The 25,573-nt window shown below is 69.0% G+C and carries 25 protein-coding genes and 1 pseudogene; 14 read left to right on the forward strand and 12 right to left on the reverse strand.

From position 1 onward, the window contains the following. Positions 1–13: 13 nt before the first annotated feature. The gene (gene xseA / locus ACQY76_RS07915) at positions 14–1,630 is read right to left on the reverse strand and encodes an exodeoxyribonuclease VII large subunit (RefSeq protein ID WP_428032334.1); all 1,617 of its coding nucleotides are present in this window, start codon (positions 1,628–1,630) and stop codon (positions 14–16) included. 238 nt (positions 1,631–1,868) lie between these two features. Here xseA and ACQY76_RS07920 point away from each other — a divergent pair, with 238 nt between their 5' ends. From ACQY76_RS07920 to ACQY76_RS07935, 4 genes are all read left to right on the forward strand, one after another. Further along, entirely contained in the window at positions 1,869–2,813 is a 945-nt protein-coding gene (locus tag ACQY76_RS07920) for a glycine--tRNA ligase subunit alpha (protein ID WP_428032335.1), read from the forward strand. 28 nt (positions 2,814–2,841) lie between these two features. Then, positions 2,842–4,146, forward strand: a complete 1,305-nt coding sequence (locus ACQY76_RS07925) for an MFS transporter (RefSeq protein WP_428032336.1) — start codon at positions 2,842–2,844, stop codon at positions 4,144–4,146. Positions 4,147–4,260: 114 nt separating this feature from the next. After that, positions 4,261–6,522: a glycine--tRNA ligase subunit beta gene (glyS, locus tag ACQY76_RS07930; protein WP_428032337.1), complete on the forward strand. Its 2,262-nt coding sequence runs from the start codon at positions 4,261–4,263 to the stop codon at positions 6,520–6,522. A 300-nt stretch (positions 6,523–6,822) separates the two neighbouring features. Then, complete coding sequence (locus tag ACQY76_RS07935) at positions 6,823–6,999, forward strand: DUF3096 domain-containing protein (RefSeq protein WP_428032338.1); 177 nt, start codon at positions 6,823–6,825, stop codon at positions 6,997–6,999. Between the two features lie 77 nt (positions 7,000–7,076). Here ACQY76_RS07935 and ACQY76_RS07940 read toward each other — a convergent pair whose 3' ends face one another. Next, complete coding sequence (locus ACQY76_RS07940) at positions 7,077–7,475, reverse strand: DoxX family protein (RefSeq protein WP_428032339.1); 399 nt, start codon at positions 7,473–7,475, stop codon at positions 7,077–7,079. Between the two features lie 294 nt (positions 7,476–7,769). Here ACQY76_RS07940 and ppdK point away from each other — a divergent pair, with 294 nt between their 5' ends. The 3 genes from ppdK (at position 7,770) to ACQY76_RS07955 (ending at position 11,504) form a co-directional block, all read left to right on the forward strand. Next, complete coding sequence (gene ppdK, locus ACQY76_RS07945; RefSeq protein WP_428032340.1) at positions 7,770–10,448, forward strand: pyruvate, phosphate dikinase; 2,679 nt, start codon at positions 7,770–7,772, stop codon at positions 10,446–10,448. Positions 10,449–10,726: 278 nt separating this feature from the next. After that, a complete protein-coding gene (locus ACQY76_RS07950) occupies positions 10,727–11,161 on the forward strand; it encodes a MerR family transcriptional regulator (RefSeq protein WP_428032341.1) in 435 nt (144 codons plus the stop codon). Then, positions 11,091–11,504: a carboxymuconolactone decarboxylase family protein gene (locus tag ACQY76_RS07955; protein ID WP_428032342.1), complete on the forward strand. Its 414-nt coding sequence runs from the start codon at positions 11,091–11,093 to the stop codon at positions 11,502–11,504. The genes ACQY76_RS07950 and ACQY76_RS07955 overlap by 71 nt, the downstream gene beginning before the upstream one ends. A gap of 71 nt (positions 11,505–11,575) precedes the next feature. Here ACQY76_RS07955 and mutS read toward each other — a convergent pair whose 3' ends face one another. The 3 genes from mutS to ACQY76_RS07970 form a co-directional block, all read right to left on the reverse strand. Then, positions 11,576–14,314, reverse strand: coding sequence for a DNA mismatch repair protein MutS (gene mutS, locus ACQY76_RS07960; protein WP_428032343.1), 2,739 nt, complete (start codon positions 14,312–14,314; stop codon positions 11,576–11,578). Between the two features lie 117 nt (positions 14,315–14,431). Further along, positions 14,432–14,935 carry an MmcB family DNA repair protein gene (locus ACQY76_RS07965; protein WP_428032344.1) on the reverse strand — a complete coding sequence of 168 codons (504 nt, stop codon included), beginning with the start codon at positions 14,933–14,935 and terminating at the stop codon, positions 14,432–14,434. 9 nt (positions 14,936–14,944) lie between these two features. Next, complete coding sequence (locus tag ACQY76_RS07970) at positions 14,945–16,420, reverse strand: MATE family efflux transporter (RefSeq protein WP_428032345.1); 1,476 nt, start codon at positions 16,418–16,420, stop codon at positions 14,945–14,947. 210 nt (positions 16,421–16,630) lie between these two features. On the opposite strand from ACQY76_RS07970, the gene argB reads away from it, so the two are divergent. The 4 genes from argB (at position 16,631) to dapE (ending at position 20,722) form a co-directional block, all read left to right on the forward strand. Continuing rightward, on the forward strand, positions 16,631–17,524 hold the full coding sequence (gene argB, locus ACQY76_RS07975) for an acetylglutamate kinase (RefSeq protein WP_428032346.1): 894 nt from the start codon (positions 16,631–16,633) through the stop codon (positions 17,522–17,524). A 207-nt stretch (positions 17,525–17,731) separates the two neighbouring features. After that, a complete protein-coding gene (locus ACQY76_RS07980) occupies positions 17,732–18,454 on the forward strand; it encodes a pyrimidine 5'-nucleotidase (RefSeq protein WP_428032347.1) in 723 nt (240 codons plus the stop codon). A 65-nt stretch (positions 18,455–18,519) separates the two neighbouring features. Then, on the forward strand, positions 18,520–19,362 hold the full coding sequence (gene dapD / locus ACQY76_RS07985) for a 2,3,4,5-tetrahydropyridine-2,6-dicarboxylate N-succinyltransferase (protein WP_428032348.1): 843 nt from the start codon (positions 18,520–18,522) through the stop codon (positions 19,360–19,362). A 148-nt stretch (positions 19,363–19,510) separates the two neighbouring features. Continuing rightward, the gene (gene dapE, locus ACQY76_RS07990) at positions 19,511–20,722 is read left to right on the forward strand and encodes a succinyl-diaminopimelate desuccinylase (protein WP_428032349.1); all 1,212 of its coding nucleotides are present in this window, start codon (positions 19,511–19,513) and stop codon (positions 20,720–20,722) included. Between the two features lie 15 nt (positions 20,723–20,737). On the opposite strand, the gene ACQY76_RS07995 is transcribed toward dapE, so the two are convergent. Then, positions 20,738–21,046, reverse strand: coding sequence for a hypothetical protein (locus tag ACQY76_RS07995; protein WP_428032350.1), 309 nt, complete (start codon positions 21,044–21,046; stop codon positions 20,738–20,740). A 139-nt stretch (positions 21,047–21,185) separates the two neighbouring features. Here ACQY76_RS07995 and ACQY76_RS08000 point away from each other — a divergent pair, with 139 nt between their 5' ends. From ACQY76_RS08000 to ACQY76_RS08010, 3 genes are all read left to right on the forward strand, one after another. Further along, entirely contained in the window at positions 21,186–21,629 is a 444-nt protein-coding gene (locus ACQY76_RS08000; protein WP_428032351.1) for an NUDIX hydrolase, read from the forward strand. Positions 21,630–21,679: 50 nt separating this feature from the next. Continuing rightward, positions 21,680–22,084, forward strand: coding sequence for a TIGR02301 family protein (locus tag ACQY76_RS08005; RefSeq protein WP_428032352.1), 405 nt, complete (start codon positions 21,680–21,682; stop codon positions 22,082–22,084). Positions 22,085–22,249: 165 nt separating this feature from the next. Then, positions 22,250–22,522 carry a hypothetical protein gene (locus tag ACQY76_RS08010; protein WP_018388667.1) on the forward strand — a complete coding sequence of 91 codons (273 nt, stop codon included), beginning with the start codon at positions 22,250–22,252 and terminating at the stop codon, positions 22,520–22,522. Between the two features lie 15 nt (positions 22,523–22,537). Here ACQY76_RS08010 and ACQY76_RS08015 read toward each other — a convergent pair whose 3' ends face one another. From ACQY76_RS08015 to ACQY76_RS08040, 6 genes and pseudogenes are all read right to left on the reverse strand, one after another. Then, complete coding sequence (locus ACQY76_RS08015; protein ID WP_428032353.1) at positions 22,538–23,005, reverse strand: GNAT family N-acetyltransferase; 468 nt, start codon at positions 23,003–23,005, stop codon at positions 22,538–22,540. Positions 23,006–23,104: 99 nt separating this feature from the next. After that, a complete protein-coding gene (gene rpsU, locus ACQY76_RS08020; protein ID WP_131833486.1) occupies positions 23,105–23,347 on the reverse strand; it encodes a 30S ribosomal protein S21 in 243 nt (80 codons plus the stop codon). Between the two features lie 243 nt (positions 23,348–23,590). Then, a complete protein-coding gene (locus ACQY76_RS08025; protein ID WP_428032966.1) occupies positions 23,591–23,857 on the reverse strand; it encodes a DUF1330 domain-containing protein in 267 nt (88 codons plus the stop codon). A 54-nt stretch (positions 23,858–23,911) separates the two neighbouring features. Then, a pseudogene (locus ACQY76_RS08030) lies at positions 23,912–24,211 on the reverse strand (DUF1330 domain-containing protein); the annotation flags it as partial. 11 nt (positions 24,212–24,222) lie between these two features. After that, positions 24,223–24,945: an orotidine-5'-phosphate decarboxylase gene (gene pyrF, locus ACQY76_RS08035; protein ID WP_428032354.1), complete on the reverse strand. Its 723-nt coding sequence runs from the start codon at positions 24,943–24,945 to the stop codon at positions 24,223–24,225. A 20-nt stretch (positions 24,946–24,965) separates the two neighbouring features. Continuing rightward, the gene (locus tag ACQY76_RS08040; protein ID WP_428032355.1) at positions 24,966–25,550 is read right to left on the reverse strand and encodes an NADPH-dependent FMN reductase; all 585 of its coding nucleotides are present in this window, start codon (positions 25,548–25,550) and stop codon (positions 24,966–24,968) included. Between the last annotated feature and the right edge of the window lie 23 nt (positions 25,551–25,573).

The following is a 25,573-nucleotide window of genomic DNA, read 5'->3' on the forward strand; positions in this document are numbered from 1 at the left end:
GGCGTAGCGACGTTCAATTATCGAACAAGGTGGGTTGGCGGGCCTCATCCGGCAAGGGCGCGGCGCCCCGGGGTTTTGCCGGTTTGCGGGCAGGGCGGGGCGGCGTCGGCGGAACATCCGGGCCGCGCTCGCTCGCCTGCACGGCCACGCGGCCGTCGCGGAACTCGATGTCCAGCGCGTCGCCGGCAGCGATGCCTTGCGCCGCATGAACTGGGGCGCCCGTCGCGTCGCGGATGACGGCGTAGCCCCGCGCCAGCACCCCCTTGTAGGACAGAGCGGTGAGCAGCTTGGCGGCGGCGTCGAGACGGCCGGCGCGCTCCGTTGCCTGCTGGCGGCGGCAGCGGCGCAGGCGTTCCAGCAGGCCGTCCAGCCGGTCGCGGCCGCGCTCGCGGCGGTCGCGCTGCGACTGGGCGATGAGGCGCAGCCGCGAATCGATCCGCGTCAGGCGCAGGCCATGCCCCGCCGTGTTGGCGCTTAGGCCGCGCGGCAGCCGCGCGCCGACGACGGCGACACGCTCCTGCCGGCGGGCGAGGGCGGAGATCAGCACCTGCGGGGCGAAGCGGCTCTCGGCGCGGGTGAGCCGCAGGCGATGCGCCCCCGCATTGGCTTTCAGCGCACGCGGCAGGCGTTGGCCGGCGATATCGAGCCGCTGGCGCGGCACCGCAAGCACCGCCTCAGCGGAGGGCAGCAGCCGGCCGAGCGCCCGCGCATCGCCGCGCCGCCGGTCCAGCCCGCGCGCAAAGGCGGCGCGCAGCCGCGCATGCAGTTGCGCCACTTCGGCGACGAGGTCGGCCCGCACCGGCACCGCCATCTCGGCCGCCGCCGTCGGCGTCGGGGCGCGCAGATCGGCGGCGAAGTCGATCAGCGTCACGTCGGTCTCGTGGCCGACGGCAGAGATCAGCGGAATGGCGCTTTCCGCCGCCGCCCGCACCACGCTCTCCTCGGAAAAGCCGAGCAGGTCTTCCAGCGAGCCGCCGCCGCGCGCCACGATGATCACGTCCGGGCGGGGGATCGGCCCGCCCGGCACCAGCGCATTGAAGCCGCGAATGGCGGCGCTCACCTCGGCGCCAGACGTGTCGCCCTGCACCCGCACCGGCCACACCAGCACATGGCGCGGGAAGCGGTCGGCGAGCCGGTGCAGGATATCGCGGATCACCGCCCCGGTGGGCGAGGTGACGACGCCGATGACGGCTGGCAGGAAGGGCGGCCGGCGCTTGCGCTCGGCGGCGAACAGACCTTCGGCGGCGAGCCGGTTCTTGCGCTCTTCCAGCATCGCCATGATGGCGCCGGCGCCGGCGAATTCCAGCTGCTCGATGACGATCTGGTAGGAGGACTTGCCGGGAAAGGTGGTGATCCGCCCGATGGCGATCACTTCCAGCCCTTCCTCCGGGCGCACCTTCAGCCGCCCGAACACGCCCTTCCACACCACGGCGTCGAGGCGGGCATTGGTGTCCTTCAGGCTGAAATAGGCGTGGCCCGACGAGTGCGGCCCGCGATAGCCGGAAATCTCGCCGCGCACCCGCACATGGCCGAAGGAATCCTCCACCGTGCGCTTCAGCGCGCCGGAAAGCTCGGAGACGGTCCAGTCGGCGGCGTTGGAGACGGGCGATTCGAGAGGCGTGTCGGGCATGGGGCAGTGATAGTCGCATTTTGGCCGGGCGGGAACGGGGCGGGCTTCGACGTCATCCCGGCCGGAGGCGGAGCCGGAGAGCCGGGATCGCTCTCCGCGGCCCCCCGATCCCGGATCGGCCTGCGGCCGTCCGGGATGACGGCAGCCGGATGATCGCGCCGCGCCCGCGCACCTTGATCGCCGCCCCCGGCCGGCCTAGGTTGCGCCGCCTTTTCAAGCCAACCGCCGGCTCATTTCCATGATCGATCCCGCCTTGCCGCCGCATATGCGCCCCGACAGGTCCTTCCAGGGGCTCATCCTCGCGCTCCACGCCTTCTGGGCGGACAAGGGCTGCGTGGTGCTGCAGCCCTACGACATGGAAGTGGGCGCCGGCACCTTCCACCCCGCCACCACGCTGCGCGCGCTCGGCCCGCTGCCGTGGAAGGCCGCCTATGTGCAGCCCTCGCGCCGGCCCAAGGATGGGCGCTACGGCAAGAACCCCAACCGGCTGCAGCATTACTACCAGTACCAGGTGATCCTGAAGCCTTCGCCGTCCGACCTGCAGGACCTCTACCTCGCCTCACTCTCGGCCATCGGCATCGATCTCAATCTGCACGATGTGCGCTTCGTCGAGGACGATTGGGAGAGCCCGACGCTCGGCGCCTGGGGGCTCGGCTGGGAGTGCTGGTGCGACGGCATGGAGGTCTCGCAGTTCACCTATTTCCAGCAGGTGGCCGGCATCGAATGCGCGCCGGTGGCGGGCGAGCTGACCTATGGGCTGGAGCGCCTCGCCATGTATGTGCAGGGGGTCGAGAACGTCTACGACCTCAATTTCAACGGCCGCGAGGGCGACGAGAAAGTCACCTATGGCGACGTGTTCCTGCAGGCGGAAGAGGAATATTCCCGGCACAATTTCGAGCATGCCGACACCGACATGCTGTTCGACCAGTTCCGCAAGGCCGAGAGCGCGGCGGCGAGATACCTCGAAGCCGGCTGGGAAGATGGCAGCCGCACCCGGCATTTGATGGCGCAGCCTGCCTATGACCAGTGCATCAAGGCCAGCCACGTCTTCAACCTGCTGGATGCGCGCGGGGTGATTTCCGTCACCGAGCGCCAGAGCTACATTCTGCGCGTGCGCGAGCTCGCCAAAGCCTGCGGGGCGGCCTGGCTGGCGACCGCGGCGGGGGGCACGCCCGCGCCCTGATGCCTTTCCCGCCCGCCGGAGCCGCGCCATGTCCAGCATCGACGTCGCGTCCCTTTCCGACGGCCGGCCCGTCGGCACCCTGCCCGCCGGGCCGCGCGCGCTCATCGCCGGGGCGCTCGGCAATGCGCTGGAGTGGTACGACTTCGCCGCCTATGGCTTCCTCGCCGCCATTTTCGCCAGGAACTTCTTTCCCGGCAGCGACGCCTTTGTCGGGCTGATCGCCGCCTTCGGGGTGTTCGCCGCGTCCTTCGTCATGCGCCCGGTCGGCGGCGTCGTGTTCGGCCATATTGGCGACCGCTATGGGCGTCGCCGGGCGCTGTTCATTTCCGCGGGGATGATGACGGGGTCCACCGTCGCCATCGGCCTGCTTCCGACCTACGCCACCCTTGGCGCAGCGGCGCCGCTGCTGTTGCTGCTGCTTCGCCTGCTGCAGGGGCTGTCCATCGGCGGCGAATACACCACCTCGGCGATCTTCCTCGCGGAGAACGCGCCTATGCGCCGGCGCGGGCTGATTGCCTCCTTCGCCGGCTGCGGCGCCTCCGGCGGCACGCTGCTCGGCTCGGCGGTGGGCGCTCTCACCGCGACGGCGATGAGCACGGACGACCTCGTTGCCTGGGGCTGGCGCATTCCGTTCCTGCTGGGCATCCTGCTGGGCGGCTTCACGCTTTATCTGCGCAGCACCTCCACGGGCCAGGATGCCATCGCGCCGGTGCGTCGCCCCGGCCACCTGCCGCTCGTCGAGGCGCTGCGCTCGGACGGGCGCGACATGATCCGCGCGGCGGTGCTGAACCTCACGCTGGGCGTCAGCTTCTACATGCTGTTCGTGTATCTCACGACCTACATGCACCAGGTGGACGGGCTGACCGAGCGCCTGTCGCTGCAGATCAACACCATCAGCATGGTCGTCGTGCTGGTGCTCGCGCCGGTCTTCGCCGCGCTGTCCGACAGGATCGGGCGCAAGCCGGTGATCGTCGCCGGGCTTGCCGGGCTGGTGCTGTTCTCCTGGCCGCTGTTCCGCCTGCTCGATTCTGGCAGCGCTGGATATGCGCTGCTCGGCCAGCTCGGCTTTGCCGTGCTCACCGCCTGCTATGCCGGGCCGATGCCCTGCGCACTGGTGGAGATGTTCCGCCCGGCGACACGCTGCACGGCGCTCTCGCTCAGCTACAATCTCGCCCTCGGAATTGCCGGGGGCACCGCGCCGATGGTCGCGGTCTATCTCGTCGACCGCGAGCAGTACGACATGGGCCCGGCCGTCTATCTCATCGCCGTCGCGGTGCTTTCGCTGGCGGCGGCGCTGACGATGAGGGAGACCCGCGCCGTGCGGCTTTCCTGAACGGACGCCTCCCCTCGCGCGCCGCGACGTGCTAGGGCGTCCCGCGACATTCCCGCAAGGGCGCGCGCCGCAAGGCACCGCCCGCCAGCCACCGCCTGCAGCCGACGTGACGCCATGCCCGATCTCCTGCTCGAACTGTTCTGCGAAGAAATTCCCGCCCGCATGCAGGCCGGCGCGGCGGAGAGCCTGCGCAAGCTCGTCACCGACGCGCTGGTCGAGCGCGGCCTTGTCTATGAGGGCGCCAAGGCGTTCGTCACCCCGCGCCGGTTGGCGCTGGCGGTGCATGGCCTGCCGGCCCAGCAGCCGGACACGCATGAGGAGCGCAAGGGCCCGCGCGTCGGCGCCCCGCAGCCGGCCATCGACGGCTTCCTCAAGGCGGCGGGCCTCGCCTCGCTCGACCAGGCGAGCATCGAGAGCGACCCGAAGAAGGGCGAGTTCTATGTGGCGCGCCTGCACAAGCATGGCCGCGCCACCCCGGACGTGATCGCCGAGATCGTGCCCGCCGTGATCCGCGCCTTCCCCTGGCCGAAGTCGATGCGCTGGGGCAAGGGCTCGTCCAGCCCCACCACGCTGCGCTGGGTGCGCCCGCTGCAATCCATCCTGTGCACCTTCGGCCCCGAGACCGAGGAGCCGGAAGTGGTGGCCTTCGAGGTCGACGGCATCCGCTCGGGCGACACCACGCGCGGCCACCGCTTCCTCTCGGAGGGCACGATCCGCGTGCGCCGGCTGGAAGACTGGATGGCCAAGCTGGAGGCCGCCTTCGTGGTGGTGGACCGCGAGCGCCGCAAGGACATCATCCTCAACGACGCCAAGGACCTCGCCCTCGCGCAGGGGCTGGAGCTGGTGGAGGATGCCGGGCTGCTGGAGGAGATCGCCGGGCTGGTGGAATGGCCCGTCGTGCTGATGGGCGCCTTCGACCCCGCCTTTCTCGACGTGCCGGACGAGGTGATCCGCGCCACCATCCGCGCCAACCAGAAATGCTTCGTGCTGAACGACCCGGCCACCGGGCGGCTCGCCAACCGCTTCATCCTGGTGTCGAACCTCGAAGCCAACGATGGCGGTGCGGCGATCATCGCCGGCAATGAGCGCGTCATCCGCGCCCGGCTGTCGGACGCCAAGTTCTTCTGGGAGACCGACAAGAAGACCAATGCCACCGTGAAGCTGGACGAGCGGCTGGAAAAGTTCGGCAACGTCACCTTCCACGAGAAGCTCGGCTCGCAGCTGGAGCGCATCCGCCGCATCGCCGCGCTGGCGAAGACGCTGGCGCCATTGGTCGGCGCCGATCCGGAGCTGGCCGAACAGGCGGCGCTCTACGCCAAGAGCGATCTGCGCACCGAAGTGGTGGGTGAATTCCCCGAGGTGCAGGGGCTGATGGGCAAGTACTACGCCCGTCTGGAAGGCCTGCCCGAGGACATCGCGCTCGCGGCGGAAGAGCACTACAAGCCGCAGGGCCCGACCGACCGCGTGCCCATCGCCCCGGTCTCGGTCGCCGTGGCGCTGGCCGACAAGCTCGACACGCTGGTCGGCTTCTGGGCCATCGACGAGAAGCCGACCGGCTCCAAGGACCCCTACGCCCTCCGCCGCGCCGCGCTGGGCGTGGTGCGGATCGTGCTGGAGAACCGTCTGCCCTTGAAGCTGCGTGTGATTATTCGCGAAGCTTTGGCCGCACGCACCCATGTTCTCCACTCACAGACCGGTACGGACGGTTCTTACGAGCTGGGACTCAATTTCTACATTGGTGATCACAGAATTGCGTCGTCTCTTATCTCGAAGAAGGATGCTCCGTTTTCTTTTGAAGAAGAAAACGAGGAGATTTCGAAATTTCGCGCTTTCCATGAGAACAGGATCGCAGACGACCTCCTTTCCTTCTTCGCCGACCGCCTGAAGGTCCATCTTCGCGAGGCCGGTGCCCGCCACGATCTGGTCGATGCCGTCTTCGCCCTTCCCGGCCAGGACGACCTCCTGCTCGTCGTGAAGCGGGTCGAGGCGCTGGGGCGGTTCCTCGCCACCGAGGACGGCCGGAACCTGCTCGCCGGCACTAAGCGCGCGGCGAACATCCTGCGCATCGAGGAGAAGAAGGACGGCGTCACCTATGAAGGCGGCGTCGATATCGTTCTGCTGCACGAGCCGGAGGAGCGTGCGCTGGCCGATGCCATCGCCGCCCTCGGCCCGCAGATCGAGGCGGCGCTGGCGCGGGAGGATTTCGAGGCCGCCATGACACTGCTCGCCGGGCTGCGCGCGCCGGTGGACGCCTTCTTCGAGAGGGTGACGGTGAACGCGTCGGAACCCGCGCTGCGGGTCAACCGCCTGCGCCTGCTCGCCGACATCCGCGCCGCCACCCGCGCCATCGCCGATTTCGAGCGCATCGAGGGGTAGGGCGCCGCCGGGCTCTTTACACCGTCATCCCGGAACGGCCGCAAGGCCGTCTGCGGGATCGCGTGCTGTCTTGCCTTCCCGTGCGCGTCGCCCCACACCGTCATCCCGGCTCTCCGGCTTCGCCTGCGGCCGGGATGACGGTGTGGGGCGAGGGAAGGTGGATGGCCGGGTCACGTAAGGGGATGACGGCCGTTGGACCAACGAGGTGAACGGCCTCGCCGCCCCCCGCTTGCGCAGACCCAAGGGCGGAACCATCCGGCGTGCGGCGGCTTATGTCGTTACCATTCAGCGGAGCGTCCCATGGACATCAACATCATCGCAATCCAGCCGATCGTCGCACTGGTCGCCGGCATCCTCATCCTCCTGATGCCGCGCCTTCTCTCCTACATCGTCGCCATCTACCTCATCTTCATCGGCGTCACCGGCCTGCTCGGCACGGGCGGACTCGAAAATCTCGGCCAGCGCCTCGGCATCTAGGCCTTGATGAAGCGCCATGCCCGGGGCCCGGGCATGGCTGGGTTCGGGCATGGCTGGGTTCGGGGAGAGCGAGCGCGTCAGCGCGGCTCGCTTCCGCGCATGGCGTCGACGCTCAGCGGGCCGGGGCCGGCGAAGGTCAGGAAGAAGAATACGAAGCAGTACAGCGCCGCCAGTTCGCCGCCATTCACCAGCGGGAAGAAGTTCTGCGGCGCGTGCACCATGAAATAGGCCACCGCCGTCATGCCCGAGAGGATGAAGGCGGTCGGGCGCGAGAACAGCCCGATCAGCAGCAGCGCGCCGCCGACCAGTTCGATGATGCCGGCGATGCCGGGCGGCGAGGTGAGGCTGACCCCGCTCATCTGGGTCGCCGGGAAGCCAAGAACCTTGGTCGTGCCGTGCTGGAGCAGCAGCAGCGCGGAGGCGATGCGCAGCAGGCTGAGGACATAGGGGGTATAGCGGGTCAAAGTGCCAATCATGGAAGGTGCCTCTCGGGCTCATGGGTTGCCGGCCGGCGGAGCCTGCCTCAACCGTCGCGCTGCGGCAATCGGGTGGGGGCCGCTACCATCGGTGCATGGCACAAAGTTCATGACGCAGCTGCGAATGATGGATTGAAGGAAAGACCTCAAAACGCTAGACCAAGAGTGGGAAAAGCGCCGTGTCCTTTTGCAGGGTGCGGCTCAACCTGTTGGCGTTGCGTATATTTCAGCCACGGCTGAATTTCCATCAGGGCGTCGGGGCTCTCTTCCGCCTCAGCCAAAAGGGCATCTGCAATGACGAAATGGGTCTACACTTTCGGCGACGGCACCGCGGAAGGCGCCTCGCAGATGCGCGATCTGCTGGGCGGCAAGGGCGCCAACCTCGCGGAAATGTCGAATCTCGGCCTGCCGGTGCCTCCCGGCTTCACCATTTCGACCGAGGTGTGCACCTATTATTACGCCAATGGCAACGTCTACCCCGACAGCCTGAAGGGCGATGTCGACGCCGCGCTCGCCCATGTCGGCCAGCTCGCCGGGCGCACGTTCGGCGACCCCGCCAACCCGCTGCTGGTTTCCGTGCGCTCGGGCGCCCGCGCCTCCATGCCCGGCATGATGGACACGGTGCTCAATCTCGGGCTGAACGACGTGACGGTAGAGGCCGTGGCGGCTTCGTCCGGCGATGCCCGCTTCGCCTATGACAGCTACCGCCGCTTCATCCAGATGTATTCCAACGTGGTGCTGGATTTCCCCCATCACCATTTCGAGGAGGTGCTGGACGCCTTCAAGGGCGACCAGGGCTACAGCCTCGACACCGATCTCCATGCCGATGACTGGAAGGAAATCGTCGCCCGCTACAAGGCGCTGGTGCTGCACGAGCTCGGCAGCCCCTTCCCGCAGGACCCGCACGACCAGCTCTGGGGCGCCATCGGCGCGGTGTTCGGCTCGTGGATGAACCAGCGCGCCATCGTCTATCGCCGGCTGAACCAGATCCCCGAGAGCTGGGGCACGGCGGTGAACGTGCAGGCCATGGTGTTCGGCAATATGGGCGAAACCTCCGCCACCGGCGTCGCCTTCACCCGCAACCCCTCCACCGGCGAGAACGCGCTCTATGGCGAGTTCCTCATCAACGCCCAGGGCGAGGATGTGGTGGCCGGTATCCGCACGCCGCAGAACATCACCGAGGTCGCGCGCATCGGTGCCGGCTCGGACAAGCCCTCCATGGAGAAGGCGCTGCCGGAGGTCTATACCGAGTTCGTCCGCATCGCCGGCGTGCTGGAGGGCCATTACCGCGACATGCAGGACCTCGAATTCACCGTCGAACGCGGCAAGCTGTGGATGCTGCAGACCCGCTCGGGCAAGCGCACCGGCAAGGCCTCGCTGCGCATCGCGGTGGAACTCGCCCATGACGGGGTGATCACCCGCGAGGAGGCGATCGGCCGCGTCGATCCTGCCGCGCTGGACCAGCTGCTGCACCCGATGCTCGATCCCAAGGCCGACAAGAAGGTCATCGGCTCCGGCCTGCCGGCCTCGCCCGGCGCGGCTTCCGGCGAGATCGTGTTCTCCGCCGATGAGGCCGAGCTGCTGAAGACGCAGGGGCGCAAGGTCATTCTGGTGCGGATCGAGACCTCGCCGGAAGACATTCACGGCATGCACGCCGCGCAAGGGATTCTCACCACACGCGGCGGCATGACCTCGCACGCCGCCGTGGTGGCGCGCGGCATGGGCAAGCCCTGCGTCTGCGGCGCCGGCACCATCCGCGTTGACTATGCCGCCGGCACGCTCACCTCGGGCGGGGTTACGCTGAAGAAGGGCGACATCCTCACCATTGACGGCGCCACCGGCCAGGTGATCGCCGGCGCGGTGCCGACCCTGCAGCCGGAGCTTTCCGGCGAGTTCGCCACGCTGATGGGCTGGGCCGACGGCGTGCGCCGCCTGAAGGTGCGCGCCAATGCAGAGACCCCGCTCGATGCCCGCACCGCCAAGAATTTCGGTGCAGAGGGCATCGGCCTGTCGCGCACCGAGCACATGTTCTTCGAGGGCGACCGCATCCGTTCCGTGCGCGAAATGATTCTCGCAGATGATGAGAAGGGCCGCCGCGCCGCACTCTCCAAGCTGCTCGCTGCCCAGCGCTCGGATTTCCAGCAGCTGTTCGAGATCATGGACGGGCTGCCGGTGACGATCCGCCTGCTCGACCCGCCGCTGCACGAATTCCTGCCGCACACCGATGCCGACATCGCCGAGGTGGCGCAGGGGCTCGGGGTGAGCGCCGCCAAGCTGGCCGCCCGCAAGCGGGAATTCGACGAGTTCAACCCGATGCTCGGCTTCCGTGGCTGCCGCCTCGCCATTGCCTTCCCGGAAATCGCCGAGATGCAGGCGCGCGCCATCTTCGAGGCGGCGGTGGCCGCCGAGAAGACCACCGGCAAGAAGGTGGTGCCGGAGATCATGGTGCCGCTCATCACCGGCAAGCGCGAGTTCGATCTCGTCAAGCACGACATCGACACGGTGGCGAAGCAGGTGGAAAGCGAGACCGGGGTGACGCTGGAATATCAGGTCGGCACGATGATCGAGCTGCCGCGCGCCGCGCTGATGGCGGGCGAGATCGCGGAAACCGCCGAGTTCTTTTCCTACGGCACCAACGACCTCACCCAGACCACCTACGGCATCTCGCGCGACGATGCCGGCACGTTCCTCGGCACCTACATCGCCAAGGGCATCTTCGCCGTGGACCCCTTCGTGTCGATCGACACCGAGGGCGTGGGCGAACTGGTGAAGATCGCCACCGAGCGCGGCCGCGCGGTGCGCCCCAAGCTCAAGCTCGGCATTTGCGGCGAGCATGGCGGCGACCCGGCCTCGGTCGCCTTCTGCGAGGAGGTCGGGCTCGACTATGTCTCGTGCTCGCCCTTCCGCGTCCCCATCGCCCGCCTGGCGGCCGCCCAGGCCGCGCTGAAAGTGCAGGCCGCCAGCCAGGCGTGAGGGGTCGGCTTCTGACCGCCGCTCCGCAAAACCCGTCATTCCGGACGCCGCGCAGCGGTGATCCGAGATCGCGCGCAGGATTAAGAGCACGCCACCTTCGCGCGATCCCGGACAGGACCTGACGGTCCTTCCGGGATGACGGTCTGTTATGGCCGCAGCCGATTCCGAGAACAGTACCAGTATCGACCGCACCCGAAGCGCGCGGCTCAATTTCCCGTCTTGACTTAGAGCGCGCTCGAACCCCTAGCCTTCGCTGCGTCGTGGCGAAAAGGGCGATCATGAAGATCGGGGAACTGGCCAAGCAGTCGGGATTGTCGGTCCATACCATCCGCTATTACGAGCGGATCGGGCTGCTGCCCTACGCCGACCGGGACCGTTCGAGCCAACGCGATTACGACGCATCGATCCTGGTCTGGATCACCTTCCTCGGCCGTCTCAAGACGGTGGGGATGCCGATCCGTGACATGCTGCGCTACGCAGCCTTGCGGGAACGCGGCGTCGAAACCGAAGCCGAGCGGCGCCTTTTGCTGCAACAGCACCGGGAGCGCGTGGCTCTTCATCTGGCCGAACTGCAAGACTGCCTTCTGGTCCTCGACACCAAGATCGCCGGCTATGCTGGCTCGGAGCAGAGGATGAAGGATTATGACGCAACACCACCGCAGCGCAGACGAAAGCCGGCTGGAACGCGGGCGGCGCGCCCTCGCGGAGATTGACGGCGAGGCCGGCGAAAAGGTCGTCGCCGCGCTCAAAGACATCGCCCCCGATTTCGCGACCTATGTCATCGAGTTCCCATTCGGCGACATCTATTGCCGTCCCGGCCTCGATCTTCGCGCGCGCGAGATCGCGACGGTCGCCGCGCTGACCGCGATGGGCAACGCCGCTCCGCAGCTGAAGGTGCATATCGCGGCCGCTCTGAATGTCGGCCTGTCTCGGGAGGAAATCACCGAGATCATCATGCAGATGGCGGTCTATGCCGGCTTCCCCGCCGCGCTTAACGGCCTTTTCGCCGCGCAGGAGGTATTTGAGCAGAAACGCGCCGCAGTGAAGGTGGGATAAGTGGCAAGTGCCCCGCTGTTCCGCCATGCCCGGGCGTGACCCGGATATCCACGCTGGAGCAGGTGGGCCGCTCACCCGCCCTTCGCCGCCGCCTTTAGCCGGTACAGCGCTTCCAGGGCCTCGCGCGGGGTCATCTCGTCGGGGTGGAAGCCGTCCAGCGCGGTCTTGATCGCCGCCGCCACCGGGTCGGCCTTGGCTACCGGGGCCGCAGGGGGCGGCGCGCGGTTCAAGGCGGCGAAGAGCGGGAGGTCGTCGAGAATGCGCTGGGTGGGAGCGGCGCGGTCGGCGGACTCCAGCTCGGTGAGCACCGCGCGGGCGCGCTCCACCACCGCGTGCGGCAGGCCGGCCAGCTTGGCCACCTGGATGCCGTAGGACCGGTCGGCGGCGCCCGGCACCACCTCGTGCAGGAAGATCACGTCGCCCTCCCACTCCTTCACCTTCACCGTCGCGTTGACGAGGCGGGAGAGGCGCTGGGAGAGCGCGGTGAGCTCGTGGAAATGCGTGGCGAACAGGCCGCGGCAGCGGTTGCTCTCGTGCAGGTGCTCCAGGCTCGCCCAGGCGATGGACAGGCCGTCAAAGGTCGCCGTGCCGCGCCCGATCTCGTCGAGGATAACCAGCGAGCGCTCCGTCGCCTGGTTGAGGATGGCGGCGGTCTCCACCATCTCGACCATGAAGGTCGAGCGCCCGCGCGCCAGGTCGTCCGCCGCGCCGACGCGGGAGAACAGCCGGTCGATCACCCCAAGCCGAGCTGCGCGTGCCGGCACGAAGGCGCCGGCCTGGGCGAGGATGGCGATCAGCGCGTTCTGCCGCAGGAAGGTCGACTTGCCCGCCATATTGGGGCCGGTGACCAGCCAGATGCGCCCAGCGCGGGCGCCATCCGGCGGCGACAGCTCGCAATCATTGGCGACGAAAGGCCCGCCATCCCGCCGCAGCGCCTGCTCCACCACCGGGTGGCGCCCGCCCTCGATGCGGAAATCGAGCCCATCATGGACCTCGGGGCGCACATGGCGCTCGTCCACCGCCAGCTTGGCGAGGCCGGCGGTGACGTCGATCACCGCCAGCGCCTCGGCACAGGCGCGGATGGCCTCGGTCTGGCCCATCACCGCGACGACCAGTTCGTCGAACAGGCGCTGCTCCAGCGCCAGCGCCCGCTCGCCGGCGCTGGAAATCTTCGCCTCCAGCTCGGCCAGCTCGGTGGAAGTGAAGCGCATCGCGCCCGCCATGGTCTGGCGGTGCAGGAAAATCGCGTCGAAGGGCGGCTCGCGCAGCCGGTCGGCATTCTGCTGGCTCACCTCGACGAAATAGCCGAGCACCGCATTGTGCCGGATCTTGAGGGCACGGACTCCCGTCTCCTCGACATAGCGCCGCTCCAGCGCCGCCACTACGCGCCGGCTCTCGTCGCGCAAAGCCCGGGTGGCGTCGAGTTCTTCCGCATAGGCCGGGCGGATGAAGCCGCCGTCGCGGCGGTTGAGTGGCAGCTCGTCGTCGAGCGCCGCAGTCAGCGTCGCCGCCAGCGCCGGGTCGACGTCGGCGAGCGCAGCGGCGGCGGCGGTGAGCTCGTCCGGCGCCGGCGACGCCGCGATGAGCGCGGAAATCGCCATGCCCTCACCCAGCCCCCGGCCGATGGCGGCGAGGTCGCGCGGGCCGGCGCGCCCCAGCGACACCCGCGAGAGGGCGCGGGCGAGGTCCGGGGTGCCGGCGAGCCGCTCGCGCAGCTGGGCGCGCAGGCTGGTCTCCTCGACCAGGCACTCCACCGCGTCAAGCCGGTCGGCCACGCGCCTGGGGTCGGTCAGCGGCTCGGCGAGGCGGCGGGCCAGCAGGCGCGCGCCGGCTGAGGTGACGGTGCGGTCCACCGCCGCGCACAGGCTGCCGGTGCGCTCGCCCGTGGTGGTGCGCAGGATTTCGAGATTCGCCCGCGTCGCCGGGTCGATGATCATCGCCTCTGTGGAAGCCTCGCGCTGCGGCCGGCTGAGCGGCGGGCGGGCGCCGAGCTGGGTGCGCTCGATATAGGCGACGATGGCGCCGGCGGCGGCCAGCTCGGCGCGCGAGAAGGTGCCGAAGGAATCGAGCGTCGCCACCTGGAAGAAGCCGGCGATGCGCCGCTCGGCCGTCGCGCCGTCGAAGCTCTCCTTCGGCAGGGGGGTCACGGCGGGCAGGTCGCGCCAAATCGGGCGCAGCTCGGCCTCGTCATAGACGGCGTCGGCCACCAGCAACTCCGCCGGCTCGATGCGGGCGAGGTCGGCGGATAGCCTTGTGCTGTCGGTCTCGGCGACGCGGAAGGAGCCGGTGGAGATGTCGGCGAAAGCGAGGGCATAGACATAGCCGTCGCCTTCCTCAATGGCGCCGCCCTTTACCCGGGCGAGGCTCGCCAGCACGTTTTCGCGCCGCGCGTCGAGCAGCGCGTCCTCGGTGAGGGTGCCGGGGGTGACGAGGCGGATGACGTCGCGCTTGACCACGCTCTTGGGGCCGCGCTTCTTCGCCTCGGCGGGCGGCTCCATCTGCTCGCACACCGCGACGCGGTAGCCGGCCGCGATCAGCTTGTGGAGATATTCCTCGGCGCGGTCCACCGGCACGCCGCACATGGCGATGTCCTCGCCCTGGTGCTTGCCGCGCTTGGTGAGCACGATGCCGAGCGCGCGCGCGGCGATCTCGGCATCCTCCAGGAACAGCTCGTAGAAATCGCCCATGCGGTAGAACAGCAGGCTGCCCGGATTGGCAGCCTTGATCTCGATGTACTGCGCCATCATCGGGGTGACGCGCTCGGCGTCGGCTGCCGACTTGGGCGCGGTGGTGTTCACGGGCTGATCCATAGAGGGACGCTGGCAGAGGCAGGGGCGGCGTTTCAAGCGCCACGGCCGGTTATCCCCTCACTGTTTCGCAGGAAGGCGCTTTCTGTCGCCCGGAGGGCTCATCCGGGCGGAACAGCGTCAGAGCGCAATGCCGCGCAGCGCTTCGGGGTCCATCAGCCCCATCAGCCGTCCGGCGGCGGCGCGGGCGAAGCGCAGGGTCAGCGCCTTGCGGGTGGCGCCCGGCATCGGGTGGTGCGGCGCCTCGCGCACCAGCCCGGCGCCGAACGGGTCGGCGACAAGAATGCCGGTGTCCTCGGGCAGGATGTGAAGCGGGAAGTCCGGCCCGACGGCGAAGAACAGCCGGTCGCTGTGCAGGCGGTAATCCGTCCATTTGCGGTCCGTGCGGAAGTCGTTGACCGACGACTTGATCTCGATCACCCACACCTCGCCGCGCATGTCGAGGGCGGCGATATCCGCCCGCCTTCCCGAGGCGAGGCAGAATTCCGGCACGCCAACGAGGCCCCGCGCCGCGAGGTAGCGCATGGCGCCGCGCTGGATGCCGCGGGCGGTCTCGGACTGGCGCCCGTCCGGGGGCAGCACCAGGTCGGGCAGGATGAGGTCGGAAAGGGCCGTGTCGCTCATTCCCGTACTCTATCCGTTCTCCCCGCCGCGAGGAAAGGGGTCGCGCGCGGTCTCGATGGCGGGCGCGTCCTCGCCGCGCGAGAAGGGCGGCAGCTCGGCGCCGGCCAGCGGCGTCGCCGGCGGAGGCGGGGCTGCGCCATCATGCAGGCGCCGCACCACGGCGAAGGCGCAGATCAGCGCCGCCACGCCGAAAGCGACCGAGCCGAGCGCCTGGCCGGCGATCACGCCCTCCACGCCATACCAGCGCCCGCCGAGCCAGACGAAGGGAATGGTGCCGAGCGTCGCCCGTCCCCAGTTGAACAGGGTGGAGAGCAGCGGCGCGCCGAGATTGTTGAAGGCGGCATTGGCGACGAAGAGCGCGCCGAAGAACACATAGGCGCCGGCCGCGTACAGGCAGAAGAACTCCACCAGCGCCACGCCTTCCTGCGACAGGCCGAACACGCCGGCGATGGGCTGGCGGGCGAGCGCCAGCAGCAGCCAGACCCCGAGCACATAGCCGACCGTCAAGGTGAGGCTGTCGCGCACGGTCTGCCGCACGCGGTCATAGCGTCCGGCGCCGACATTCTGGCCGATCACCGGGCCGATGGCGCCGGTGAGCGCGAAGAGCGGGCCGAAAGCCACCGGGATCAGCCGCCCGATCACCGCCCAGGCCGCCACCGAGGCGTCGCCATGCGGCGCGAGGGCGTGGGTGACATAGGCATTGCCGACCGGGGTGGCGATATTGGTGAGGATCGCCGGCACGGCGATGGCGGAGAGCGGGCCGAGATCGGCGAGGAAGCCGGCAAGGCTGGGGCGCGAGGCCAGCTTATGGATGCGGATCACCGCGTTGAGGCCATAGGCGGCCATCACCACCCGGGCGATCACGGTCGCAATGGCCGCGCCTTCCACGCCAAGGCCGAGGCCGAGGATCAGCACCGGGTCCAGCACGGCGGTGGCGAGCCCGCCCGACAGCGTGACCCACATGGAGCGGCGGGCATCGCCGATGCCGCGCAGCGTGCCGGACGCCGCCATGCCGATGCCGAGCAGCGGCGTCGACGGCAGCACGATGAGCAGGAAGCTGCGCGCCAGTTCCAGCGTGCGGCCGGTAGCGCCGAGCAGTGCCAGCATCGGGCCGAGCAGGGGCAGCATGATCGCCGTCATCAGGCCGGTGGCGAGCGCCATATAGATCAGCGACGAGGTCGAGAGCCGGCGTCCATTGTCGATCCGCCCGCCGCCTATGGCGCGCGAGACCAGCGCCGAGCCGCCGATCATCACGCCGATGCCGACCGAGGTGGTGAAAAACATCACCGTGCCGGCATAGCCGATGGCCGCCGCCAGTTCCTCCTCGCCGAGCAGCGAGATGTAGAACAGGTTCAGCAGGTCGACGACGAACACCGCGACCAGGCCGATCGAGCCGGCCGCCGTCATGGTCGCGACATGGCGCATCGTCGAGCCTTCGACGAAGCGTGCCTTGAGCGGGCGGTTGCGCGGAGCGGGCGTGTCCATGCGCAGCATATGGCATGCGCAGGTGGCGCCGGACAGGCTGTGCGGCGCAAGCACGTGCTTGCATGCCCGCCCGCGTCTGCGTCACCTGCGTGACACAAGGCGATGATTGAGAAGCGTCATTGAAATCGGCTAGAAGGGCACTCCTCCTTCCGGCCGCTCTCGCGGCCACGCGCCTGTCTCACCCCTGCTCGCGTGCGAACGGACCCGCCAATGACTGCTGAGACCATCGACGACCACACCAAGGCCCGCGTGCTGGTGCAGGCCCTGCCGCACATGCAGCGCTATGACGACGCCGTCATCGTGGTGAAATATGGCGGCCACGCCATGGGCGACGAGCAGGTGGCGCGCGACTTCGCGCAGGACATCGTGCTGCTCGAGCAATCCGGCGTGAACCCGGTGGTGGTGCATGGCGGCGGGCCGCAGATCGGCGCCATGCTCGCCAAGCTCGGCATCAAGTCGGAATTCGCCGCCGGGCTGCGCATCACCGACAAGGCCACCGTCGAGATCGTCGAGATGGTGCTGGCGGGCTCGATCAACAAATCGCTCGTCGGCTTCATCAACGAGGCCGGCGGCAAGGCGCTGGGCCTGTCCGGCAAGGACGGCAACATGGTCGTCGCCTCCAAGGTGACGCGCTCGGTGCGCGATCCCGATTCGAACATCGAGCAGGTGATCGACCTCGGCTTCGTCGGCGAGCCGGAGACGGTGGACACCACGGTGCTCGACCAGATCCTCGGCCGCGAGCTGATTCCCGTCCTTGCCCCCGTCGCCACCGGCAAGGGCGGCGGCACCTTCAACGTAAATGCCGACACCTTCGCCGGCGCCATTGCCGGCGCACTGGACGCCAAGCGGCTGCTGCTGCTCACCGACGTGCCCGGCGTGCTCGACCGCGACAAGAAGCTCATCAAGGAGCTGACCATCGCCCAGGCGCGCGCGCTCATCGCCGACGGCACCATTTCCGGCGGCATGATCCCGAAGGTCGAGACCTGCATCTACGCGCTGGAGCAGGGTGTCGAGGGGGTGGTGATCCTCGACGGCAAGGTGCCGCATGCGGTGCTGCTGGAACTGCTGACCGACCATGGCGCCGGCACGCTGATCACGCGGTAGTCCCAACGTCGCGTGACGCTGGATCCACGTCATCCCCGGGCTTGTCCCGGGGATCCACGGCTTCGGCGAGGCGCACGGGCACGAAAGTCGTGGATGGCCGGGCCAAGCCCGGCCATGACGGCTCTGAAGCCCCGTGGCGATGCGGCTTGCGGAGAGTGTTCCAATCGGCGCTCGCCCCGCCGCGCGGTCTTCGCTATGGAGGAGGTCATGACGACGCCCCCCCGAGACCTCCCCGCCACGCCCGTCGATTTCTCCCACGTCGACACCTGGGTGTTCGACCTCGACAACACGCTCTACCCGCCCGGCCTCGACCTGTGGCGGCAGATCGACATGAAGATGCGCGCCTATATCGCGGACTTCCTCGGCCTGACGCTGGACGAGGCGTTCGCGCTGCAGAAGGGCTATTACCGGAAATACGGCACCTCGCTGCGCGGGCTGATGATCGAGCACGCCATGGACCCGGACGACTTTCTCGCCCATGTCCACGCCATCGACCTTGCCAGCCTGGACGCCGCCCCCGCGCTCGGCGAAGCGCTCGGCGCGCTGCCGGGGCGCAAGCTGATCTACACAAACGGCTCGCGCGGCCATGCCGACCAGGTGTTGGCCAAGCTCGGCATTTCCGAGCATTTCGCCGACGTGCACGACATCGTCTCCTCCGAATTCCACCCCAAGCCGCACGAGATCGCCTATCGCGGCTTCCTGCAGCGCTTCGATGTCGACCCGACCCGCGCGGCGATGTTCGAGGACCTCGCGCGCAATCTCGAAGTGCCGGCGCAGCTCGGCATGCGCACCGTGCTGGTGGTGCCGCCCGGCCTCGCCGTGAACCCCGCCGACCGCGAGGCATGGGAGCATGAGGGCCGCGACGGCGACCATATCGACGTGGTGACGGAAGACCTGACCGCCTTCCTGAACAGCCTGAGGGGCGGCTGACACCACTCGACCGTTGACAGAAGCGGCGCGCGCCCGGACAAGACCCGCGTACAGCGGAGAGTGACATGTCGAGCCAGCTTCAGAGCATCATCGAGACCGCCTTCGACAACCGGGCCGAGATCAATTTCGAGACCGGCGGCGAGATCCGCCACGCGGTGAACGAGGCGCTGGGCCTTCTCGACGCCGGCACGGCGCGCGTGGCCGAGCCGGGTGCGGACGGCAACTGGAGCGTCAACCAGTGGCTCAAGAAGGCGGTGCTGCTCTCCTTCCGCCTCAACGACATGACCGCCATTCCCGGCGCCCCCGGCGGCGCCCATTGGTGGGACAAGGTGCCCTCCAAGTTCGAGGGCTGGGGCGAGGGCGAGTTCCGTGCCGCCGGCTTCCGCGCCGTGCCGGGCGCGATTGTCCGCCGCTCGGCCTTCATCGCGCCGAATGTGGTGCTGATGCCGTCCTTCGTGAATCTCGGCGCCCGCGTCGATGCCGGCTCCATGGTCGACACCTGGGCGACGGTCGGCTCCTGCGCGCAGATCGGCAAGAACGTGCATCTCTCTGGCGGCGTCGGCATTGGCGGCGTGCTGGAGCCGCTGCAGGCCGGCCCGGTCATCATCGAGGATGACTGCTTCATCGGCGCGCGCTCGGAAGTGGTCGAGGGCGTCATCGTGCGCCGGGGCTCGGTGCTCTCCATGGGCGTGTTCATTTCGGCCACCACCAAGATCGTCGACCGCGCCACCGGCGAGATCTTCGTCGGCGAAGTGCCGGCCTATTCGGTCGTGGTGCCCGGCGCGCTGCCCGGCAAGCCGCTGCCCGACGGCACGCCCGGCCCCTCGCTCTATTGCGCGGTGATCGTCAAGCGGGTGGACGAGCAGACCCGTTCCAAGACCTCGATCAACGAGCTGCTGCGGGATTGAGCGGCGGTTCCTCGCGCTCCCGCTTGACCGTCATCCCGGCCGAAGCGTAGCGAAGAGCCGGGATCGCGCGTGGCAGCCGGGGCATGCCGTCGGCGTGCGATCCCGGATCGGCCTGTGGCCGTCCGGGATGACGATGAGAGGAACATGCATGACCACCCCCGCTGCCCTCTCCCAACCTTCCGCCGACCCCGTCGAGATCCTGCGCACGCTCATACGCTGCCCCTCGGTGACGCCGCACGAGGGCGGCGCGCTGGCCTATCTCGACGCCGTGCTGTCCAATGCCGGCTTCGCCACCCACCGGGTGACGCTGACCGGCCCGGACACACCGGATGTGGAGAATCTCTACGCCCGCTTCGGCACGCGCGGTCCCAATCTGTGCTTCGCCGGCCATACCGACGTGGTGCCGCCCGGCAATGCCGAGAACTGGCGCTTTCCCCCCTTCGAGGGGGCGATCCAGGACGGGCTGATCTATGGAAGGGGCGCGGTCGACATGAAGGGCGGCGTCGCCGCCTTCATCGCCGCCGGGCTGGATTTCGCCCGCGCCCATGGCCATGACCCCAATCACGCCGATCTGCCGGGCTCGATCTCCTTCCTGCTCACCGGTGACGAGGAAGGCCCGGCCATCAACGGCACCGAGAAGCTGCTGCGCTGGCTGGCGGACCGCGATGAGCGCATTGACCATTGCGTGCTCGGCGAGCCGACCTCGCGCGCGGAGCTGGGCGACATGGTGAAGATCGGCCGGCGCGGCTCGCTCTCCGGCACGCTCACCGTGCTGGGCCGGCAGGGCCATGTGGGCTACCCACATCTTGCCGAAAACCCCATCCCCGGCATGGTGAAGCTGCTCGCGGGCCTGAAGGCCGAGCCGCTCGACAGCGGCAACGTGCATTTTCAGGCCTCGAACCTCGAAGTCGTGTCGGTCGATGTCGGCAACCCGGCGTTCAACGTCATTCCAGCGCAGGCGCGAGCGCGCTTCAACATCCGTTTCAACGATCTGTGGACACCGGAGACGCTCGCCGCCGAAATCGAGCGCCGCATGGTGGCGGCGGCCGGCAACGAGGTGCGGTTCGAGCTGGCCTTCGAGGCACGCTCTTCCGACAGCTTCCTCACCGCGCCGGGCGACTTCGTCGACCTTGTCGTCGACGCGGTCGAGGCGACCACCGGCCGGCGGCCGGAGCTCTCCACCACGGGGGGCACGTCCGATGCGCGCTTCATCAAGGATTACTGCCCGGTGGTCGAGTTCGGGCTGGTCGGCACCACCATGCATGCGGTGGACGAATCGACCCCGGTCGACGAGGTTGCGGCGCTCGCCCGCGTCTATGCCGCCATGATCGAACGCTATTTCGCGGCTTTCGGGCGCTGAGTGCGGGCTGTCGGGCTATTTGCTCTGCAGCCCCGGCGACAGGGCGTTGACCCGCGACGAGCTGTTGACGTCGGTCGAATAGACGTCGACCTGCACGCCGCCGCTGATCTTCACGCAGGTGGACGAGCCTGCCAGCCGGGTGAAACCGGCGCCGTAGCTGGCACAGGCCGGATCGGACGTAGCGTCCGCCTGTCCCGGCTTCCGGCCGGGGCCGGTGGCCTGCGCCGCCGCCGGCAGGGTGGCGAAGGTCGTCGCGCCGGCGAGAACCAAGGCGAGGGTGCTGTAGCGCAGGCGCGTGCGCCCGGTTTCTGCCATCCTGCTCATGATTCCCCTCGCCGCCTGCCGCATCGCATCGGACTTTCCGACGCGAATGCGGCTCCAATCGGGCCATTGGGGGCGGTCGTCAAGGTAACGCGCGAAAGCCGCTAGGATGACAGCGATTCGTCCCGCCGGAGCCGCCAACATGCCGAACACCCTCCGACCCGTGCTAGCGACCAGTGCTGCCGTGTTTCGCGATGGCCGGGTGCTGCTGGCGCGGCGCGGCCGCGAACCCTCGCGCGGCCTGTGGACGCTGCCGGGAGGCCGCGTGGAGCCCGGCGAAACGCTGGCGGCTGCTGCGGCACGCGAGGTGATGGAGGAGGTCGGCGTCACGTGCCATGTGCTCGGTGTCGCCGGCGCGCTGGATATACTCCAGCGCGATCCGGCCGGCGCGCTGGTCGGCCATTTCGTCGTGGTGAGCCACGCCGCGCGCTGGGTCGGCGGCGAGCCGGCCATCGGCCCCGAGGCGGAGGAAGTCGGCTGGTTCCTTCCCGCGGCGCTGCCGCCGGAGACGACGGAGGGGCTCGCCGGCATCGTCGAGGCGGCCTATCTCCTGGCGCGCGCCGACGACGCACCGGAAGCGCAATAGCCGCCGTGCGGCCTCTTGACGCCCGCGCGGCGCCGGCGCACCACAGCCTCATGCGACGCACCCGACCCCGCGCCCTCCCGCTCGCTGTCCTGCTGGCAGGCCTCGCTCTCGCCGCTCTGCCGGCGGCGGCGCAGTCGACGCAGGGCGGTGCCCCGCCCTATGAGGCCGACCTCCTGCACCTCGCCGAGATCTTGGGCGCGCTGCATTATCTGCGCCCGCTCTGCGGGGCGGCGGAGACGACGCGCTGGCGCGACGAGATGCAGGGATTGCTGGAGGTCGAGGCGCCATCGGGCGAGCGCCGCGGGCAGCTCACCGGCGCCTTCAACACCGGCTATGAAAGCTACCGGCAGGTCTACCGCAACTGCACGCCGTCGGCGGAACTGGCCAGCCAGCGCTATTTGGAGGCGGGCACCAAGCTCGCGCGCGACGTGGCGACCCGCTACGGCAGCAACTAAAGGCCCGGCGACCGAGCCCGCACGATTATGTCACACCTGTCACCTTTATGCCGCGTCAAATTAACCGTCCTTCAATTCTTGGGCGGACGGGCCGGCGGGGCATGCTAAGGTTCCTGCGTTGCGTGCCGCACAGGCGCAGGAATTTCGGCACGCGGAGGGTATGGTTTGTCTCAGCTTCCTGGAACGCTCGACATCGACGACAAGGCCGACCAGGCCCATGAGGATGAGCGCCACGCGGCGCTCGCCTATCTCGATGAGGCGTGGAACGAAGCCGTCTATGACGGGCTCGACGAGGATTGCCTGGCGCAGGCGGCGCTGTTCACCGCCATCCGTTCCATGGTCGCCACCTATGGCGAGGAAGCCGCCGCCGGCTTTGCCGAGCGCCTGGCCGAGCGTATCCGCGCCGGCGAGTACACCATTCCCTATAACCGCCAATAGGGCGCGTTTGCGCGTTCAGCCGCCGCGCCGCCTGATGAGGATGTCGAGGCCGTCGACATCGGCCTCCATGCGCGCCCAGCCGCGCACGAGGTAATAGGGCGCCAGCGCCGGCTTGGCCGCCAGATACACCTGCGCATGTCCGGCCGCGAAGGCCGCCTCTATGGCGTGCGCCGTCAAGGCCGCGCCGAGCCCCTGCCGTCGCGTATCGGGCTCCACCCAGAGCGCGGCCACCCAGGGGGTCAGCGACGGGCGCCGATCGACATCGCTGGCAATGAGGGCGACGCAGCCGAGGAAGCAGCCCTCCGCATGGGCGACAAAAGTCGCCGGGATCGCGCCGGAGCCGAGGCTTTCGTCCAGCCGGGCGCGCAGGGTGGCGAGCGCCACGCCATCCGCCTCCCACCACGCCCGCCAGACCCGCTCGGCCACGATGGCGGCAAAGTCGGGGACGTCGCGCAGATCGGAAAGCACATGGAGCTGGGTCATGCAGACGGATTTCCAACGCAAAAAGCGCGGTGACCTGCGTCACCGCGCCTGAAAATCGCTTGCCGTGCAGGCCCCGAAGGTGGGGCCAACGCGGTCGTGTCAGCGGGGGGCGCCGGGAACGACCTTGGGCTTCGAGGGCAGCAGGCCTTCGCGCTGGGCGCGCTTGCGGGCCAGCTTGCGCGCGCGGCGGACGGCCTCGGCCTCCTCGCGGGCGCGCTTCTCGGACGGCTTCTCGTAATGGCCGCGCAGCTTCATCTCGCGAAAGATGCCTTCGCGCTGCATCTTCTTCTTCAGCGCCTTGAGGGCCTGGTCGACGTTGTTGTCCCGAACGAGAACCTGCACGTGTCTTCCTCTTTCGTGCTTCGCGTATCGCGCATCGTTGAATTCTGGCGACCGGCGCGGGCCTCCCGAAACCTACGGGAAAGCGGGCAGCCGATCAGGGTGAGGGCACATAGCAGGACTCGTTTGCGTTGTCCACCGGCCGCGCGTGCTCTCGCCCGACAAAGCGGCGTGAGCTTGCGCCGCTGCCCGCAACGGGCGCATGTTTTCAACGGCCATACGGCTTTGCGCAAGCCGGCGGGCGCGTCAGGCGCCCCGGATGGCGATCACCTCCGCCACCGCTGCCCGGGTACGGAAGGCCAGTGCCGCCTGGTATTCCGGCGAGTGGTAGCAGGCGAGCGCGGTCTCATAGTCCTTGAACGCGACCAGCACATTGCGCGAGCGTGCCTGCCCGTGCACGCCCTCGTGCCGGCCGCCCCGCACCACGAACCAGCCCTCATATTTGGAAACGGCGTGCGTATCGGCGGCGATGTACGATTTGTAGGTCTCCATGTCGTGCACGTCGATGCGCATCACCCAATAGCCGGTGCCGGGGCCATCCGCAGGGCCTGCGATGGTGGCAGCCGCCGGCTGCTCGCCCGTATAGCCCTCGATGATCAGATGCTCGCCCTCGGACGAGGCGACGCGATGGATGTAGGCGGCCTGGTATTCCGGCGAGCGAAAGCAGGCGAGCGCGGTCTCGTAATCGCGGAACTCTACCACGACATTGCGAGAACGCGCGGTGCCTTCCAGTTCGGCATAGTCGCCCCCGCGCACCAGGAACCGGCCGCCAAAGGAGGCGATCGCCGGCTCCGCGCCTTGCAGATACGGCTTGTAGCCATCGGCATCATGAACATCGAGGCGGCTGATCCAGTAGCCCTTGGCCATCATCTCGGTCCTTATGCGTCGGTAGGGGAAAGCGCGCGGGCGATCTCGGCCTGCACGGCGCGGGCCGCAGCGGCCGGATCGGGCGAGCCGACGATCGGCCGGCCGACCACCAGATGGTCGGCGCCGGCGCGAATGGCGGCGAACGGCGTGGCGATGCGCTTCTGGTCGCCAACGGCGCTGCCGTCCGGGCGGACGCCGGGGGTGACGATGGCGCCCTTGGGCCCGAGCGCGGCACGCACCGAGGCCGCGTCGGTCGGCGCGCAGACGATGCCGTCAATGCCGATCTCGCGGGCCTGCGCCACCCGGCGGGCCACCGTTTCCGCGACACTGGCGGCATAGCCGGCCTCGCCGAGGTCGGCCTCGTCATAGGATGTGAGCACGGTGACGGCGAGGATGCGCAGCGGGCTCGCGCCCTTGCCTTCCATCGCCGCGCGCATGGTCTGGGGGTAGGCGTGCACGGTGGCGAAACTGGCGCCGAGCGCGGCCAGGCTGGCGACACCGCGCGCCACCGTGTTGCCGATGTCGTGCAGCTTGAAGTCGATGAACACCTTGCGGCCGTCGGCGATCAATTCGCGGGCGAAGCCGAGGCCGCCGGCAAAGCCGAGCTCATAGCCGATCTTGTAGAAGCTCACCGTGTCGCCGAGGCGCGAGACGATGCTTTCCGCCGCGCCGACCGAGGAAAGATCGAGCGCGACGATGAGCCGGTCGCGCGGATCGGCAACGGGGGCGTGCATGCAGGCGGTTCTCCGCAGGCTCAGGCGCGCAGACCGGCCCGCAGCGCCGCCTGCTCGATAAGCGCTGTCATCACGCCGCGCAACCTTTCGCGCGCCTTCTCGTCCTTGAAGTCGCCGCGTGCGTCGAAGGCGCCGCTGGCACCGGCCACCATCACCTGCTCGGCGAGCACCAGGCAGCCAAGGCCGAGCGCCAGCGTCTGGCGCAGCATCATGGAGGCGCGATAGCCGCCAAGACCGCCGGGCGAGGAGGAACCGATGGCGTAGACCGGGCCCTTGAAGGCATCGCCTTCCCCGCCACGCACCCGGCTCGCCCAGTCGAGGGCGTTTTTCAGCAGGGGCGGAAGGCCGGCATTGTATTCGGGCGTGGCGATGAACACGCCGTCGGCGCGGGCAAGCTGGTCCCGCAGCTGCCTGGCGGCCGGCGGCACGCCCTCGGCCGCTTCCAGGTCGCCATCATAGATCGGCATCGGATAGTCGGCGAGCGAGAGCAGCACCGGCTCGCATTCCATCAGCGCCAGTTCCCTGGCCGCCAGCGCGGCGAGGCTGGCGGAGAAGGAGCCGGTGCGGATGGAGCCGGCGAACACGACGATACGCGGCGGGCGCATGAAGACCTTCTCCTGTCGAGCGG

Origin of the sequence: Ancylobacter sp. (genome assembly GCF_965279025.1) — a bacterium.
Lineage (GTDB): Bacteria > Pseudomonadota > Alphaproteobacteria > Rhizobiales > Xanthobacteraceae > Ancylobacter.

Excerpts from the sequence above, each read along its gene's own strand:
- xseA (WP_428032334.1), bottom strand. The coding sequence starts at position 1,630 with ATGCCCGACACGCCTCTCGAATCGCCCGTCTCCAACGCCGCCGACTGG.
- ACQY76_RS07920 (WP_428032335.1), top strand. The coding sequence starts at position 1,869 with ATGATCGATCCCGCCTTGCCGCCGCATATGCGCCCCGACAGGTCCTTC.
- ACQY76_RS07925 (WP_428032336.1), top strand. The coding sequence starts at position 2,842 with ATGTCCAGCATCGACGTCGCGTCCCTTTCCGACGGCCGGCCCGTCGGC.
- glyS (WP_428032337.1), top strand. The coding sequence starts at position 4,261 with ATGCCCGATCTCCTGCTCGAACTGTTCTGCGAAGAAATTCCCGCCCGC.
- ACQY76_RS07935 (WP_428032338.1), top strand. The coding sequence starts at position 6,823 with ATGGACATCAACATCATCGCAATCCAGCCGATCGTCGCACTGGTCGCC.
- ACQY76_RS07940 (WP_428032339.1), bottom strand. The coding sequence starts at position 7,475 with ATGATTGGCACTTTGACCCGCTATACCCCCTATGTCCTCAGCCTGCTG.
- ppdK (WP_428032340.1), top strand. The coding sequence starts at position 7,770 with ATGACGAAATGGGTCTACACTTTCGGCGACGGCACCGCGGAAGGCGCC.
- ACQY76_RS07950 (WP_428032341.1), top strand. The coding sequence starts at position 10,727 with ATGAAGATCGGGGAACTGGCCAAGCAGTCGGGATTGTCGGTCCATACC.
- ACQY76_RS07955 (WP_428032342.1), top strand. The coding sequence starts at position 11,091 with ATGACGCAACACCACCGCAGCGCAGACGAAAGCCGGCTGGAACGCGGG.
- mutS (WP_428032343.1), bottom strand. The coding sequence starts at position 14,314 with ATGGATCAGCCCGTGAACACCACCGCGCCCAAGTCGGCAGCCGACGCC.
- ACQY76_RS07965 (WP_428032344.1), bottom strand. The coding sequence starts at position 14,935 with ATGAGCGACACGGCCCTTTCCGACCTCATCCTGCCCGACCTGGTGCTG.
- ACQY76_RS07970 (WP_428032345.1), bottom strand. The coding sequence starts at position 16,420 with ATGGACACGCCCGCTCCGCGCAACCGCCCGCTCAAGGCACGCTTCGTC.
- argB (WP_428032346.1), top strand. The coding sequence starts at position 16,631 with ATGACTGCTGAGACCATCGACGACCACACCAAGGCCCGCGTGCTGGTG.
- ACQY76_RS07980 (WP_428032347.1), top strand. The coding sequence starts at position 17,732 with ATGACGACGCCCCCCCGAGACCTCCCCGCCACGCCCGTCGATTTCTCC.
- dapD (WP_428032348.1), top strand. The coding sequence starts at position 18,520 with ATGTCGAGCCAGCTTCAGAGCATCATCGAGACCGCCTTCGACAACCGG.
- dapE (WP_428032349.1), top strand. The coding sequence starts at position 19,511 with ATGACCACCCCCGCTGCCCTCTCCCAACCTTCCGCCGACCCCGTCGAG.
- ACQY76_RS07995 (WP_428032350.1), bottom strand. The coding sequence starts at position 21,046 with ATGAGCAGGATGGCAGAAACCGGGCGCACGCGCCTGCGCTACAGCACC.
- ACQY76_RS08000 (WP_428032351.1), top strand. The coding sequence starts at position 21,186 with ATGCCGAACACCCTCCGACCCGTGCTAGCGACCAGTGCTGCCGTGTTT.
- ACQY76_RS08005 (WP_428032352.1), top strand. The coding sequence starts at position 21,680 with ATGCGACGCACCCGACCCCGCGCCCTCCCGCTCGCTGTCCTGCTGGCA.
- ACQY76_RS08015 (WP_428032353.1), bottom strand. The coding sequence starts at position 23,005 with ATGACCCAGCTCCATGTGCTTTCCGATCTGCGCGACGTCCCCGACTTT.
- ACQY76_RS08025 (WP_428032966.1), bottom strand. The coding sequence starts at position 23,857 with ATGCGCATCGACGTGCACGACATGGAGACCTACAAATCGTACATCGCC.
- pyrF (WP_428032354.1), bottom strand. The coding sequence starts at position 24,945 with ATGCACGCCCCCGTTGCCGATCCGCGCGACCGGCTCATCGTCGCGCTC.
- ACQY76_RS08040 (WP_428032355.1), bottom strand. The coding sequence starts at position 25,550 with ATGCGCCCGCCGCGTATCGTCGTGTTCGCCGGCTCCATCCGCACCGGC.